The organism is Alcaligenes sp. Marseille-Q7550, from assembly GCF_965112015.1.
Genome location: NZ_CBCOPU010000001.1, coordinates 1,253,437 through 1,269,045 on the forward strand (window position 1 = coordinate 1,253,437; position 15,609 = coordinate 1,269,045).

Annotated in this window: 11 protein-coding genes and 1 pseudogene; 7 read left to right on the forward strand and 5 right to left on the reverse strand. The window is 64.5% G+C overall.

Annotated features, from left to right (window positions below; genetic code table 11):
- Nucleotides 1-42 precede the first annotated feature (42 nt).
- The 6 genes from infB to ACWPWO_RS06015 all read left to right on the forward strand — a co-directional run bounded on the left by infB (nt 43) and on the right by ACWPWO_RS06015 (nt 8,141).
- Nucleotides 43-3,072 carry a translation initiation factor IF-2 gene (gene infB, locus ACWPWO_RS05990; protein ID WP_454005188.1) on the forward strand — a complete coding sequence of 1,010 codons (3,030 nt, stop codon included), beginning with the start codon at nt 43-45 and terminating at the stop codon, nt 3,070-3,072.
- Between the two features lie 3 nt (nt 3,073-3,075).
- Nucleotides 3,076-3,489 (forward strand): 30S ribosome-binding factor RbfA, encoded by a 414-nt coding sequence (gene rbfA / locus ACWPWO_RS05995; protein ID WP_394064947.1) that lies wholly within the window; start codon nt 3,076-3,078, stop codon nt 3,487-3,489.
- A gap of 33 nt (nt 3,490-3,522) precedes the next feature.
- Nucleotides 3,523-4,272, forward strand: coding sequence for a tRNA pseudouridine(55) synthase TruB (truB, locus tag ACWPWO_RS06000; protein ID WP_454005190.1), 750 nt, complete (start codon nt 3,523-3,525; stop codon nt 4,270-4,272).
- Between the two features lie 3 nt (nt 4,273-4,275).
- A complete protein-coding gene (gene typA / locus ACWPWO_RS06005; protein ID WP_454005192.1) occupies nt 4,276-6,093 on the forward strand; it encodes a translational GTPase TypA in 1,818 nt (605 codons plus the stop codon).
- A 380-nt stretch (nt 6,094-6,473) separates the two neighbouring features.
- Complete coding sequence (locus ACWPWO_RS06010; RefSeq protein ID WP_454005194.1) at nt 6,474-7,664, forward strand: NAD(P)/FAD-dependent oxidoreductase; 1,191 nt, start codon at nt 6,474-6,476, stop codon at nt 7,662-7,664.
- 15 nt (nt 7,665-7,679) lie between these two features.
- A complete protein-coding gene (locus tag ACWPWO_RS06015; protein WP_454005196.1) occupies nt 7,680-8,141 on the forward strand; it encodes a DUF1641 domain-containing protein in 462 nt (153 codons plus the stop codon).
- 46 nt (nt 8,142-8,187) lie between these two features.
- Here ACWPWO_RS06015 and hisM read toward each other — a convergent pair whose 3' ends face one another.
- The 4 genes from hisM to ACWPWO_RS06035 all read right to left on the reverse strand — a co-directional run bounded on the left by hisM (nt 8,188) and on the right by ACWPWO_RS06035 (nt 11,155).
- Nucleotides 8,188-8,892: a histidine ABC transporter permease HisM gene (gene hisM / locus ACWPWO_RS06020; protein ID WP_454006283.1), complete on the reverse strand. Its 705-nt coding sequence runs from the start codon at nt 8,890-8,892 to the stop codon at nt 8,188-8,190.
- Nucleotides 8,889-9,578 carry an ABC transporter permease gene (locus ACWPWO_RS06025; protein ID WP_454005198.1) on the reverse strand — a complete coding sequence of 230 codons (690 nt, stop codon included), beginning with the start codon at nt 9,576-9,578 and terminating at the stop codon, nt 8,889-8,891. Before ACWPWO_RS06025 ends, hisM begins: the two co-directional genes overlap by 4 nt.
- Nucleotides 9,579-9,593: 15 nt before the next feature.
- Nucleotides 9,594-10,385: a transporter substrate-binding domain-containing protein gene (locus ACWPWO_RS06030; protein WP_454005200.1), complete on the reverse strand. Its 792-nt coding sequence runs from the start codon at nt 10,383-10,385 to the stop codon at nt 9,594-9,596.
- 101 nt (nt 10,386-10,486) lie between these two features.
- On the reverse strand, nt 10,487-11,155 hold the full coding sequence (locus ACWPWO_RS06035; RefSeq protein WP_394064961.1) for an LOG family protein: 669 nt from the start codon (nt 11,153-11,155) through the stop codon (nt 10,487-10,489).
- Here ACWPWO_RS06035 and polA point away from each other — a divergent pair.
- Nucleotides 11,154-13,871, forward strand: a pseudogene (gene polA, locus ACWPWO_RS06040) (DNA polymerase I). The gene ACWPWO_RS06035 and the pseudogene polA overlap by 2 nt on opposite strands.
- A 61-nt stretch (nt 13,872-13,932) precedes the next feature.
- Here polA and ACWPWO_RS06045 read toward each other — a convergent pair.
- Nucleotides 13,933-15,597, reverse strand: coding sequence for a Na/Pi cotransporter family protein (locus ACWPWO_RS06045; protein ID WP_454005203.1), 1,665 nt, complete (start codon nt 15,595-15,597; stop codon nt 13,933-13,935).
- Nucleotides 15,598-15,609 lie beyond the last annotated feature (12 nt).

A 15,609-nucleotide genomic window follows, 5' to 3' on the forward strand; every position in this document is an offset into this window, starting at 1 on the left:
GTATTCATTAAGAATAGTTGTAGTAAAGCAAGAGAGAGTCGAATGCCGAGTAACACTGTCGCCCAGTTCGCTCAAGAACTGAAAATGCCTGCGAACGTTCTGCTGGAGCAGCTGCGCACCGCAGGTATTGAGCTCAAATCGGTGGATGATGCAATCACCGATTCGGATAAGGCGAAGCTGCTTGAATCGTTGCGCCGCTCGCATGGCGGTCAGGAAGGGAATAAAATCACCCTGACCCGCCGCAAGACATCGGAGATCCGTCAGGACGACGGGTCCGGCCGTTCGCGCACGATCCAGGTGGAAACACGCAAGAAGCGCGTGTTTGTCAAACGTGATCCGTCCGAGCTGGTGGCAGAGGCAACGGCTGCGCTGCAGCAGGAAAACGCCCGGCAGGCGGCGGCCAAGGCCGAAGAAGCCAGCCAGGCCGCTCCTGCTCCGGCCCAACCCGCCGCGCCAGCCGCCGAGCCCGCTGCACCTGTGGCGGCGCCCGAGCCGGCAGCCGTCGTCAAGCCCGAACCCGCGCCCGCCGAACCGGTCGCCGAAGCGGTTCCCGAACCGACTCCTCCTGCGCCGGAACCTGTCGCTCCCGCCGAGCCGGCCGCCGCCGTCGAGGAAAGTCACTCTAAACCCGAGCCTCAGCCCCAGGAGCAGGCTGCCGCGCCTTCGGAAAGCCCCGAAGCCGCCGAGCCCGCCAGGACGACCGAAACGGTCGAGGCTCCATCCACCCAGGCCAAGGCCGAAGAGAAGCCAGTGGTACCTACTAAATCTGCTTCAGAAGCTCGTCAATCTACTCCTGTGAACAAATCTCAGCATCCTCAAGGGGCGAAAACGCCCGCTCCGACCGGAAAGCCCCGGGACCTGCCTGGCGCGAACCAGCGCCGTCCGGCTCGTGGCCCCGCCATTCCTCCGGTCGCGGCCGATGTCGAGCAGGACCAGGATCGCGAGCGCGCCCGCAAGGCGGCTGAAGCAGAGGCCGCCGCGCTGCGCGAGATGCTGAACCGCCCGCGCAAGGTGCTGCGCGCTCCCGAACCGGAAGCCGAAGGCGCCGGCAAGGCAGGCGCCAAGGGCGCCCTGAAGAAGGACGTCAAGGGCGTCAAGGCGGACAAGGCTCCCGGCAAGGTCGTCAAGACCGACGCCGCTCCCGGCTGGGGCGGCGATGCCAGCCGCAAGAAGCAGCCCTCCAAGGCGGATGTCGCCTCGGCGGGTGCCGGCGGCGCGCGCGAAGGCTGGAAAACCAATGCCAAGGCGGGCCGCGGCAAGAACGCCCGCGGCGGGCGCAATGCCCAGCCCGAGCGCCGCGAACCGCAGGCGGCCGAGTTCATCGCCCGCGAAGTGCACGTGCCCGAAACCATTTCCGTCAGCGACCTGGCGCACCGCATGGCCGTCAAGGCGGCCGAGGTCATCAAGCACCTGATGAAGCTGGGCCAGATGGTCACCATCAACCAGGTGCTGGATCAGGAAACCGCCATGATCCTGGTCGAGGAACTGGGCCACAAGGCCATCGCCGCCAAACTGGACGATCCCGAGGCCTTCCTGGTCGACACCGAGGCCAGCGACGCCGAACTCAAGCCTCGCGCGCCCGTGGTCACCGTCATGGGCCACGTGGACCACGGCAAGACCTCGCTGCTGGACTACATCCGCCGCACCAAGGTCGCCTCGGGCGAGGCCGGCGGCATCACCCAGCACATCGGCGCCTACAACGTGAAGACCGATCGCGGCACCGCCACCTTCCTGGACACCCCCGGTCACGAGGCCTTCACGGCCATGCGCGCCCGCGGCACCAAGGCCACGGACGTGGTCATCCTGGTGGTGGCCTCGGACGACGGCGTGATGCCCCAGACCCGTGAAGCCATCCACCATGCCCGCGCCGCCGGCGTGCCGCTGGTCGTGGCCATCAACAAGATCGACAAGCCCGAAGCCAACCCCGAGCGCGTCAAGCAGGAACTGGTGGCCGAGGAAGTGGTGCCCGAAGAATACGGCGGCGACGTGCCGTTCATTCCCGTGTCCGCCAAGACCGGCCAGGGCATCGACGAATTGCTGGAAAACGTGCTGCTGCAGGCCGAGATGCTGGAGCTGACCGCGCCGGTCGACGCGCCCGCCAAGGGCACCGTCATCGAAGCGCGCCTGGACAAGGGCCGCGGTCCCGTGGCCACCATCCTGGTGCAGAGCGGCACCCTGCATCGCGGCGACACCGTGCTGGTGGGCGCTTCCTTCGGCCGCGTGCGCGCCATGGTCAACGAACTGGGCAAATCGCTCAGCTCGGCCGGGCCGTCCATCCCCGTGGAAATCCAGGGCCTGACCGAAGTGCCGGCCGCCGGCGACGAAATGGTCGTCATGGCCGACGAGCGCAAGGCGCGTGAAATCGCCTTGTTCCGCCAGGGCAAGTTCCGCGACGTGAAGCTGTCGCGCCAGCAGGCCGCCAAGCTGGAGTCCATGTTCGACAACCTGGGCGAAGGCACGCAGACCCTGTCGCTGATCATCAAGACCGACGTGCAGGGTTCGCAGGAAGCGCTGGTGCAGTCGCTGCTCAAGCTCTCCACCGACGAAGTGCGCGTGGAAGTGGTGCATGCGGCCGTGGGCGGCATCTCCGAAAGCGACGTCAACCTGGCCATCGCCTCCAATGCCGTGGTCATCGGCTTCAACGTGCGCGCTGAACAGAGCGCCAAGAAGCTGGCCGAGGCCAACGGCATCGATCTGCGCTACTACAACATCATTTACGATGCGGTGGACGAGATCAAGGCGGCCCTGTCGGGCATGCTGGCCCCCGAGCAGCGCGAGGAAATCATCGGCATGGTCGAGATCCGCGAGGTCTACCACATCTCCCGCATCGGCAACGTGGCCGGCTGCATGGTCACCGAAGGCGTGGTGCGCCGCGACTCGCAAGTGCGGCTGCTGCGCAACAACGTGGTGCACTGGACCGGCCATCTGGAATCGCTGCGCCGCTTCAAGGACGATGCCAAGGAAGTGCGTTCCGGTTTCGATTGCGGTATCACGCTGCGGGGCAACAACGATATCGAAGTGGGCGACCAGCTCGAGGTCTTCGAGATCAAAGAGATCGCCCGGACGCTTTAATTCATGGCAAGACACAAGTCCAAACCCAATCCGGGGCGCAATACGCGCCTGGCCGACCAGATCCAGAAGGATCTGGCGGTTCTCATCCAGCGCGAGATCGACATGACCCGCGCCGGTCTGATCACCCTGACCGGCGTGGAGTTGTCGCCTGATTACGCACACGCTAAAATTTATTATTCGGTGCTTGGCGCCGAACCCGAGGCGGCCCAGGCCGTTCTATCGGAGAAGGCGGGCTGGCTGCATTCGCAGCTGTACAAATTGCTGCACATCCATACCGTGCCCACCCTGCATTTCCATCACGACAGGCAACTGGAGCGCGGCATGGAGCTGTCCAAGCTCATCGACAGCGCGACCAGGGCCGACAGCGAACTGACCGGCTCTGCCTCCCAGGCCGACGACCCTGACGAACAGTCCTGACTAGGCTGTTGTTTTCTCACGGACTGACACACAATGGCTACGCGACGACGCGGGCAGTTGATCGATGGCGTGCTGCTTCTGGACAAGCCTGAGGGCCTGTCCAGCAACCACGCCCTGCAGCGCGCCCGCCGTACCCTGGACGCCCGCAAGGCCGGCCACACCGGTACGCTGGACCCTTTCGCCACGGGGCTGCTGGTCTGCTGCTTCGGCAGGGCCACCAAAATCTCCGCCACCATGCTGGAGGCGGACAAGGCCTACGAGGCCACGCTCGCCTTCGGCGAGGAAACCGATTCCGGGGACCTGACCGGCAACGTCACGGCCCAGGCCGCGGACTTTGCGGGCGTGGCCAAGGACGCGCTGGAAGCGGCGCTGCCGGCCTTCCGGGGCCCCATATCGCAGGTGCCGCCCATGTATTCCGCGCTCAAGCGCGATGGCAAGCCCCTGTATGAATATGCCCGCCAGGGCATTGTGCTGGACCGTGCACCCCGACGCGTCGTGATTCACGGATTGACTGTGCTGGCATGCACGCCGCGCTCGGCGCGCCTGTATGTACGCTGCAGCAAGGGAACCTATATCCGGACCCTGGCCCAGGACATCGGACGCGCGCTGGGATGCTACGCCCACCTGTCGGCCCTGCGCCGCACGGAACTGGGACCTTTTAATATCGACGATGCCTTCAGCCTTGACACGCTGCAGGCCATGGAAGACCCGATGTCGGCCTTGCTGGCCATCGAGAGCCTGCCTACTGAGATTTTGCCCAAGAAACTTCAATCAGAAGGATGAGTTATGAGTCGCGCATTGCGCAATGTGGCCATTATTGCCCACGTCGACCACGGTAAGACTACCCTGGTCGATCAACTGTTGAGACAGGCCGGTACGTTCCGCGAGAACGAACATGTCTCGGAACGCGTCATGGACTCGGGCGATATCGAGAAAGAGCGCGGCATCACCATTCTGGCCAAGAACTGCGCCGTCGAATACGAAGGCACGCACATCAACATCATCGACACCCCCGGCCACGCCGACTTCGGCGGCGAGGTCGAGCGCGTGCTGTCCATGGTGGACGGCGTGCTGCTGCTGGTGGACGCGGTCGAGGGCCCCATGCCCCAGACCCGCTTCGTGACCCGCAAGGCGCTGGAGCTGGGCTTGCGCCCCATCGTGGTGGTCAACAAGATCGACCGCCCCGGCGCCCGTCCCGACTACGCCATCAACGCCACCTTCGACTTGTTCGACAAGCTGGGCGCCACCGACGAGCAGCTCGACTTCCCCATCATCTACGCATCGGGCCTGTCGGGCTACGCCGGCCTGACCGAGGACGTGCGCGACGGCGACATGCGTCCCCTGTTCGACGCCATTCTGAAGCACGTGCCGCAGCGCGAAGACGATGTGAACGCGCCCTTGCAACTGCAGATCTGTTCGCTGGACTACAGCTCCTACGTGGGCAAGATCGGCGTGGGCCGCGTGAACCGCGGTCGCGTGCGTTCCGGCCAGGACGTGATCGTCAAGTTCGGCCCTGAAGGCGAACCCATCAAGGGCCGCATCAACCAGGTGCTGAAGTTCAAGGGCCTGGAACGCGTCCAGGTCGAGGAAGCCGAGGCCGGCGACATCGTGCTGATCAACGGCATCGAGGAAGTGGGCATAGGCTGCACGGTCATGGAGCCCGCCAATCCCGAGGCGCTGCCGCTGCTGCGCATCGACGAGCCCACCCTGACCATGAACTTCATGGTGAACACCTCGCCGCTGGCCGGCCGCGAAGGCAAGTTCGTGACCAGCCGCCAACTGCGCGACCGCCTGGAACGCGAACTGAAATCCAACGTGGCGCTGCGCGTGAACGACACCGACGACGATACGGTGTTCGAGGTCTGCGGCCGGGGCGAGCTGCACCTGACCATCCTGATCGAGAACATGCGCCGTGAAGGCTACGAGCTGGCCGTGTCGCGTCCACGCGTGCTGATCCGTGAAGAGAACGGCGTGAAGATGGAGCCCTACGAACTGCTGACCGTGGACGTGGAAGACGGCCACCAGGGCGGCGTCATGGAAGAGCTGGGCCGCCGCCGCGGCGACCTGCAGGACATGATCCCCGATGGTCGCGGCCGCACCCGTCTGGAATACCGCATCCCCGCCCGCGGCCTGATCGGCTTCCAGGGTGAGTTCATGACGCTGACGCGCGGTACGGGTCTGATGAGCCACATTTTCGACGAGTTCCGCCCCATGCGCGAAGGCACGGTGGGCGAGCGTCGCAACGGCGTGCTGATCAGCCAGGACGAGGGCGACGCCGTGGCCTATGCACTGTGGAAGCTGCAGGATCGCGGCCGCATGTTCGTCTCGCCAGGCGAAGCCCTGTACGAAGGCATGATCATCGGCATCCACAGCCGCGACAACGACCTGGTCGTCAATCCCATCAAGGAAAAGAAGCTGACCAACGTACGCGCCTCCGGCAAGGACGAGCACATCGACCTGGTGCCGCCCATCCGCCTGAGCCTGGAGTATGCAGTGGACTTCCTGGATGACGACGAGCTGGTGGAAGTGACGCCCAAGTCCATCCGTCTGCGCAAGCGCTACCTGAAGGAGCACGAGCGCCGTCGCAGCCTGCGCGAAGGCTGATCGTTTCTTTTCAAGCCCTCAGGAACGCCTGCCTCGTGCAGGCGTTTTTTTTTATCTTGTTGAACAACATGAATTTCTGGTGAATAGTTTGTAAATATGGCGGCTAATAAAAATGCGGAATAAAAATCAGAATGCCGGATAAATCAAATTGATGGTCCATGGCGCGCTGATTATCTAAGGGAAAATAACCCTGGATAATAAATAATTGTTTTACTAAGCTATGGCCACGCCCTGCAGCCCGCCGGGCGCAAGGGGCATCTACGCCTGAATCGCGCCGGCATGGCCGGCGGCGGTTCGCTGCTACGAAGTTGTTGGTTTCGGTTCGGCTTGCATCGACGGCTTGGCGAGCCCGAGCCCGCTTTTCCATAAGGAGAACACCGATGGCGCAGCATATTGTCATAGTAGGCGGAGGCATTGGCGGCACCATGACCGCCAATCATCTGGTCACCAAGCTGTATCCGGAAATCCGTTCCGGAAAAGTCCGCATCACCCTGTTGTCCAATTCTCCCTGGCATTATTACAAGCCGGCTTTCATGTATGTGGCCTTCAATGCCTTTTTCCGGGATGAATTGCGGCGGCCGCAGATTTCGCTGCTCCGGCCGGAAATCGATTTTCAATTGGAAGAGGTGACCGGTTTTGATTTTTCGGCCAGTCGCCTGTATTGCGCCAGCGGTAGAAAAATACCGTATGACTATCTGGTCATCGCCACGGGCTGCGTGCCGGCGCCGGAAAAGATCGAAGGCCTGAAAGAGGGCGGCGACCATTTCTACCAGCATGCCCCGGCCCGCCAGTTGGCCGACCGGCTCAGCCGCCTGGAGAAAGGACGGGTGCTGATCACGGTGACCTTTCCCAAGACCCACAACGTGCCCCATCAATGCGGCATCGCTCCGGTGGAGACCACCCTGATGCTGGACGAATTCCTGCGCAGGCGCGGCGTGCGCGACAAGGTGCAGATTTCCTACACCTATCCCACGGTGTCGCAACTGCTGCGCAACTGCCTGTTCCTGCAGGACGAGGTCTGCCAGGTCCTGCCCCCCATCTTCGAGCAGCGCGGGATTCATCACCAGCGGGGCTTCACGCTCAGCCGCGTGGATCCGGAGCGCAAGGTGGCCTATTCGGAAGAGGGCGGGGAGGAACCCTTCGACATCCTGATGGCCACCCCGCCGATCACGGCGGTGCCGGCCGTGCGCGACGCCGGCATCTCCCAGGCGGCCGATGACGAGGGCTGGGTGCCCACGGATCACCAGACGCTCAAGGTGCTGGGGCTGGACAATGCCTACGTGCTGGGCGATACGGTGGACCTGCCCATCAGCAAGGCGGGCGGCTCCTGCCATAACCAGTCGCCCGTGCTGGTGAACAACCTGGCTTCCGAGCTCCGCTTCGGGCGGACTTGCGACGAGTACGACGGGCGCGTGGTGGCCGTGGCGCAGATGGGGCTGGAAGGCGGCATGCCGCTCTGGTACGACTACCAGGAGGATGTGCACCCCACGCCGCCCACCAAGCTGGGCGGATTGATGCGCAAGGGCTTCAATCGGGGCGTGTACTGGGCCGTGGCCCGCGGACTGGTCTGAACAAGGAGAGCATCCATGAAAGCAGAACTGGACAAGGAGCTGGAGCAGGGCATGGCGGGCGCCGCCGGGCAGGCCGGCCCCTCGCGCCTGGAATCATTGCTGGGCGAGGATCCGGGCATCAAGGGTCTGGAGGAGTTCCTGGCCAAGGTGGAGCCGCTGCTGGCCGGCGGAAGACTCAATCGCCTGGTGGACGTGGCCTCGCTGATGGCCGACCTGGTGGACATGAGCGATGACTACATGGTCGAGAAGCTGGCGCGCGCCTTCGAGGAGGGCGTGGGGGCCGCCTGGGCGGCGGGCAATGCGGCGCGCATGGCGGCCGACCAGTTGCGCGCCAGCGAGCAGACGCCCTCGCTGATGGGACTGGTGCGCCTGGCCAAGGAGCCGGACGTGCGCCGCGGCCTGACCTTCTTCCTGTTGATGGCGGGGGTGATGGGCCGGCAGATGCGCTACCAGAACCTGGACTACACGGGCGACTGAGAGGCGGCGGGGCGCGTCGTGGCCGCGCCCCGGCCCTGCAGCCGGCTCAGCGGTTCAGGAAGGCCATCTGGCGCTTCTCGACGATGCGGAACAAGCCGACCAGGGCGAAGGACACGCCCAGGTAGATCAGTGCCGCGATCCCGTAGGAAGTGAAGGTCTGGTAGGTGGCGGCATTGGCATCGCGCGCGATCTTCAGCAGGTCGGGCACCGTGGCGGTGAAGGCCAGGGAGGTGGCGTGCAGCATCAGGATCACTTCGTTGCTGTAGGCGGGCAGGGCCCGCCGCAGCGCCTGGGGCAGGATGACGCGCCGGTACAGGGTCCAGCCCGACATCCCGTAGGCCCGCGCGGCCTCCACTTCGCCGGGCGGCATGGAGCGGATCGCGCCGGCGAAGATCTCGGTGGTGTAGCCCACGGTGTTGAGCGTCAGCGCCAGCACCAGGCAATTGAAACCGCTCTGGAAGAAGGCTTCCAGAGGCGGCACCGCCTTGATGATGGCCAGCTTGTACATGGCCGTGTAGATCAGCAGGATCTGCACATACAGGGGCGTGCCGCGAAAGAAGTACGTGAAGGCGCCGATGGGTCGGGAGAGCCACTGCCTGGCCGAGACCCGGCCCATGGCCATGAAGATGGACAGGAAAAAGCCCATGGCGACCGACAGCACGAGCAGCCACAAGGTCATGGCCAGGCCCGAGAGCTGGCCGTTGCTCTGGTACAGGTAGGCGCGCCAGAATTCGTTCAATACGTCCATCAGAATTCCGCTCCCCGCACGCCCATGTTGTAGCGCCGCTCCAGATGGCGCAGCCCCACGTTGCTGACGGCCGTGAGCGCCAGGTAGATCAGGGCGGTCAGGCCCACGAACAGGAAGGAGTTGAAGGTGGCGTTGCCCGCGTTCTGGGCGATCTTCACCACGTCGCTCAGCCCGATCAGCGACACCAGCGCCGTGGACTTGAGCAGCACCTGCCAGTTATTGCCCAGGCCCGGCAGGGCGTAGCGCATCATCTGGGGAATCTGGATGCGGCGCAGGATCAGCAGGGTGCTCCAGCCGCAGGCCTTGCCGGCTTCGATCTGGCCCTTGGGGATGGCCAGCAGAGCGCCGCGGAAGGTCTCGGCGAAATAGGCTCCGTAGATGAAGCCCAGGGTGACGACGCCCGCGCCGAAGGGATCGATCTCGATCATGTCGATCTCCAGCCAGTCGGTGAGGTCGTTCAGCCAGATCTGCAGGCTGAAGAAGAACAGCATCAGCAGCACCAGGTCCGGAATGCCCCGGATCAGCGTCGTGTACAGGCCGCCCGCCAGCCGCAGCAGCGGCGCGCGGGACAGCTTCATGAGGGCCGCGAGCAGGCCCAGCGCCAGGGAGACCAGCAGCGACAGGATCGCCAGCTTGATGGTTTCCCAGGTGCCGGCCAGCAACTGTGGCCCATAGCCGTAAAGCAGCATGGTCTGGCGTCCAGGTCAGGGGGCGATGCGGATGTTCTCTTTCTGGAAGTACTTGTCCGCGAAGGTCTGCATGGTGCCGTCGGACTTCATCTCGCGCAGGGTCTGGTCGATGGCCGTCTTGAGCTTCTTGTTGCCCTTGCGCATGCCCATGGCGATGGGCTCGTTCAGGATGGGGCTGTCGGTGATGACCGAGCCGGTCAGTTCGAAGTCCGCGCCGGCCGGCTTGGTCAGAAAGCCTTCAACGGCGTTCTGGGCTTCCTGGAAGGTGGCGTCCACGCGTCCGCCTGCCAGGTCGTTGAAAGCGTCCGTATAGCTGGGGTAGGCCACCACGGTCACGCCATTGGGGGCCCAGTACTGGCGGGCGTAGGTTTCCATGGTGGTGCCTTGCTGCACGCCCACGCGCTTGCCCTTGAGCGATTCGGCCGTGGGCTCCAGGCCGCTGCCCTTGCGGGCCGCCAGGCGCACCGGAACGATGTACATGGGCTCGGAGAAGTCGATGACCTTGGCGCGCGCGGCGGTGGCGGTCATGGTGGAGTTGGCCAGGTCGAACTTGCGGGCCTGCAGGCCGGGGATCAGGCTGTCGAACGAGGTGTCTATCCAGACGCACCTGGCTTGCAGGCGCTTGCAGATCTCATTGCCGATGTCGATGTCGAAGCCTTGCAGCTCGCCGCTGGGGCTCAGGTATTCGAAGGGCGGGTAGCCCGCTTCGGTGGCAAAACGGATTTCCTCGATACCGGCGGCGTGCGCCGCGGGCAGCGCAGCGCTGCAAAAGGCCGCCATCAGAAGGCGGGCAAGGATCTTGTTCATGTGTGCTCCTGCAAATATCGACAAGCTTGTGGCGTTCAATACGAATTCGGCCCTGCTGATGGAGGGCCGAGGTAAGAGAACGCAAATTTAACCCGTCCGCCTTACTGGGGCAATGCGGGTTCGGCCCTAGGCAGCACGCAGCACTTGTTGATGTAGGTCATGACCTCGTCCAGATCGTCGGTGACCACCAGCAGATCCAGGTCCTTGGGCGCGATGAGCCCCAGTGTCAGCAGTTGTTCGCGGATCCATCCGATCAGCCCGGACCAAAACTCGGTCCCGATCAGTACAATGGGAGCCGGCGGTACCTTGCCGGTCTGCACCAGCGTCATGACCTCGAACAGTTCGTCCATGGTGCCGAAGCCGCCGGGCAGAGCGATGTAGGCCCAACTGTGCATGAAGAAGGTGGCCTTGCGCGAATAGAAATATTCGAACTGCAGGCTCTGGGTCTGGTAGGGGTTGTTGGTGGTTTCGTGGGGCAGGCGTATATTCAGGCCGACGCTTTGCCCGCCCGCCTCGAACGCGCCCTTGTTCGCGGCTTCCATCAGGCCCGGGCCGCCGCCGGCGATCAGGGTGACGCCGGCTTCGGCCAGGCGGCGGCCCACTTCCTGGGCCAGTTGATAATAAGGGTGACCAGGCTTGATGCGCGCGCTGCCGAACACGCTGACGCCCGCGCCCATTTCTTTTAATGTATCGGCCGCAGTCTGCAGTTCCCGCATGATGGTCGGAATCTGCTCTGTGGCCGGTAAACGGACGATTTTATTGTTAGACATGAAAAAAACCTTGTTGCTTGTTGATGGTTCCAGCTATCTGTATCGAGCGTACCACGCGATGCCCGATCTGAGAAACGCCCAGGGTCAGCCCACGGGCGCGCTGTATGGCGTCATCGGCATGCTGCGCCGGCTGCTGCAGGATTATCAGGCCGACTATATGGTGTGCATATTCGACGCCAAGGGCCGCACATTCCGCGACGACCTCTACGAGCAGTACAAGGCCCACCGTCCTTCCATGTCGGAAGACCTCGCCCAGCAGATCGAACCCATCCATCGCGCGGTGCGCGCCATGGGCTGGCATCTGATCTGCGCGCCGGGCGTGGAGGCGGACGACATCATCGGCACGCTGGCTCGCCTGGCGACCGAGCGCGGCATAGACACCGTGGTGTCCACCGGCGACAAGGACCTGGCGCAGTTGGTCAACGAGCGCGTCCAACTGGTCAACACCATGAGCAACGAGCGCCTGGACATCGAGGGCGTGATCGCCAAATACGGCGTGCGTCCGGACCAGATCATCGATTACCTGATGCTGATCGGCGACACCTCCGACAACATCCCCGGCGTGCCCAAGGTGGGGCCCAAGACGGCCGCCAAATGGCTGAGCGAACACGGCAGCCTGGATTAATTGCTGCGCCACGCGGACAGCATCAAGGGCGTGGCCGGCCAGAACCTGCGCGATTTCAGCCCCAACTTCGAGCTGACGCGCAAGCTGGTGGCCGTCAAGCTGGACTGCGACGTGCCCGGCTTCAGCGGCGACTTCGCCGCCCTGGCGCCTCTGCCTCCCGATCTGGACGTCCTGCAGGACATCTACGAGACCTATGGCTTTCGCAGTTGGCTGCGCGAGCTGACCGGCGATCCGGACCGCATCCCCGCGCAGGACGGTCGTGTGCAGGCGCAGGTCCAGGCCGCGCCCGACCAGTTGGACTACCAGACGGTGACCACGGAGCCGCAATTGCGCGCCTTGCTGCAACTGCTGCAGCAGGCCGAATTGACGGCGCTGGATACGGAGACGACCTCGCTGGACCCCTTGCAGGCGCGCCTGGTGGGCCTGTCCGTGGCGGTACGCACGGGCCAGGCCTTCTACGTGCCGGTGGCGCATCGCGCCACCCACGAGCTGGAGCAGTTGGACAAGGAGCTGGTGCTCGATGTGCTGCGGCCCTGGCTGGAGGACTCCCAGGCCGCCAAGCTGTTGCACAACGCCAAGTACGACAGCCATGTCTTTGCCAACGAAGGCGTGGCATTGCGCGGCATACGCGAAGACACCATGCTGCAGGCCTACGTGCTGCAGTCGCACAAGCGCGTCAACATGGAAGAGCTGGCCCTGCAATGGCTGGGCTTGAAGGGGACGTCCTACGAGGACATCTGCGGCAAGGGCGCCAAGCAGATCTGCTTTGACGAGGTGGACATCCCGACGGCGTCGAAGTATGCCTGCGAGGACGCCGACTACACCTTGCGCCTGCACGAGTGCCTGCGTCCCAAGGTGGCCGAGCAGGCCGGCCTGGAGCGCGTCTATCTGCTGGAGGTCCAGACTTCGGAGGTGCTGACCATCGTGGAGCGCAATGGCGTCAAGGTGGACGTGCAGGCGCTGGCCCGGCAAAGTCGCGAGCTGGGGCAGACGATGCTGGAGCTGGAGAACAAGGCGTACGAACTGGCCGGCCAGCCTTTCAACATGAATTCGCCCAAGCAGGTCGGGGAGATCCTGTTCGGCAAGCTGGGCATTCCGGTGGTGCGCAAGACGGCCAGCGGCGCGCCGTCCACCGATGAGGACGTGCTGACCCGCCTGGCCCAGGACTATCCCTTGCCCCAGGTCCTGCTCGAGTACCGCGGCCTGGCCAAGCTGAAGTCCACCTATACGGACAAGCTGCCCAAGATGGTCAATCCGCGCACCGGGCGCGTTCACACGCGCTATTCCCAGGCCGGGGTGGTGACCGGGCGGCTGGCGTCCTCGGATCCGAACCTGCAGAACATCCCGGTGCGCACGGCCGAGGGCCGGCGCGTGCGTACGGCTTTCGTGTCCGAGCAGGGCAAGGTCGTGTCCGCGGACTATTCCCAGATCGAGTTGCGCGTCATGGCCCATGTGTCGGGCGACGTGAACCTGCAGCAGGTGTTCGAGCAGGGCGGAGACGTGCATACGGCCACGGCGGCCGAAATCTTCGGCGTGAAGACCGAGGAGGTCACCTCGGACCAGCGCCGCGCCGCCAAGGCCATCAACTTCGGTCTGATCTACGGCATGGGCGAATTCGGCCTGGCCAGCAACCTGGGCATCACCCGGGATGCGGCGCGCGCCTACATAGATCGCTACTTCACGCGCTATCCCGGCGTGGCCGACTACATGAGTCGCATCAAGGCGCTGGCGCATGATCAGGGCTTCGTGGAAACCGTGTTCGGCCGCCGCCTGTGGCTGCCGGAACTAAAAGGGGCCAAGGGGCCGCGCACGGCCGGCGCCGAGCGCGCCGCGATCAATGCGCCCATGCAGGGCACCTCGGCCGACCTGATCAAGATGGCCATGGTGGCCGTTCAGGACTGGATCCGGGAAAAGGGCCTGAAGACGCAGATGGTCATGCAGGTGCACGACGAACTCGTGTTCGACGTCCCCCCGGATGAGCTGGAACTGCTGCGCGAGCAGTTGCCCGGCCTGATGTGCAATGTGGCCAAGCTGGATGTTCCGCTGGTGGCCGAGGTGGGCGTGGGCGAGAACTGGGAGCAGGCTCACTGACTGCCGGAGACGGAAAAGGGGCGATTCGACGCCCCTTTTTTTCTGCCTGATCGAATCGCCTTCAGTTTCCCTGGTCGCGCACCCGGTTGGGCAGCAGTTCGTCGTGCTTGGCCAGTATGGGATAGGCCGCCGCGCTGACCAGATAGGAGTTGATGGTGCGCACATCGCGCAGGATCTCCAGGTAGAGCGAGCCCTGGTCGGCCGAATCCAGCTGGCCCGACTTGATCTTGCGGATGTGGCGTTCGGCCGCGCCGGCCTCCAGGTCGCGGAAGTAGTCCTTCTCGAACGCCAGGAAGCGGGCCGTCTTCACGTCCTCGGCCACGAACAGGGCGGCGGCCTGGCGCTGGTTGCGGATCAGCCGGTCCATGACCTTGCCGATCTCCTCCTGCTCGTCGCTCTGCAGGATCCAGCCCTGCTTGCGCAGCTTGCTGGTATGGGTCAGCAGGCCGCTGACGCTGATGGTGGCGGCGTGCGCCATATTGGTCGAGAAGGCCAGGATCTCGTTCAGGCGCCGCGTGTCGTTCTTGCTCAGGTTGTCCTGGTCCAGGCGGGCCAGGTAGGTGGTGATCAACTGGTCCAGCCGGTTGACCGCGTTGCTGATGTAGCGCGCATGGTTGATGCTTTGCGCGCTGTTGCTGATCAGGGCCTGGCGAGCGGTGCCCAGGATGCTCTGCAGCATGTCCGACAGGCGCAGCGCCTCCCGGGCGGCATTGCCCAGGGCCACGGCGGGCACTTCATGGGCCGATTCGTCCAGGTAGAGCGGCTTGCCGGGATCGTCCGGATCGCTGCGTCGCGGCAACTGGCGGCTCAGCAGGCGCGAATAGGGCTTGAGCAGCGGCATGAACACGGCGGCCACGGCCAGGTTGAAGAACGTGTGGAAGTTGGCCGCGGCGCGCGCCGCGTCGTCCGTGAACCAGCTCATCAGGCCCGGGATCCAGGGCAGCAGCAGCATGCCGACGACGCAGCCGGCCACGCGCGTGCCCAGATTGCCCAGCGGCAGGCGCTTGCTGGCCGGGTCCTTGTTGCCGCCCGCGCCTTCGAGCACCGGATTGATGGCCGTGCCCAGGTTGGCGCCCAGCACCAGGGCGTAGGTCAGTTGCGGATCCATGTAGTGATGGTTGGCCAGGGAGATGATCAGCACCACGATGGCCACGCTGGAGTGCGCCGCCCAGGTCAGGAGGGCGGCCAGGATCAGGCCCGTCATGGGTGAGTCGGACAGCGCCTGCAGAATGGTCTTCAAGAGCGGCGCGTCCTGGATGGGCGAGAACAGCGCGACCAGTTCATGCAGGGAGAGCAGGAGCAGGCCCAGGCCGATGAAGACTCGTCCCAGGTCGCGGCGGCGTCCCGACTCGTGGGCGCGGAACAGCCAGACGCCCAGCAGGATCAGGGCCGGCGCCAGCGCGGTCAGCTTGAAGGACAGCAGCTGCACGATCAGGGTCGTGCCCACGTTGGCGCCCAGCATGGCGGCCAGGGCCGGCACGAGCGCCACCAGGCCGCCGGCCGCGAAGCTGGTGATCATCAGGCCGGTGGCGGTGCTGCTCTGGATGGCGGCGGTGATGGCCGCGCCCGCCAGTAAGGCGCGGTTGGGACGACCCAGCGCGCGCCCCATCCAGACGCCCAGCTCCGCGCCGAAGGCGCGCTGGACCCCGCTCTGCACCATGTGGACGCCCCACATGAGCAGCGCGATATACCCCCCGAAATCGAGTAATGCAAAGATTTCCTTCATGAATGAATCATA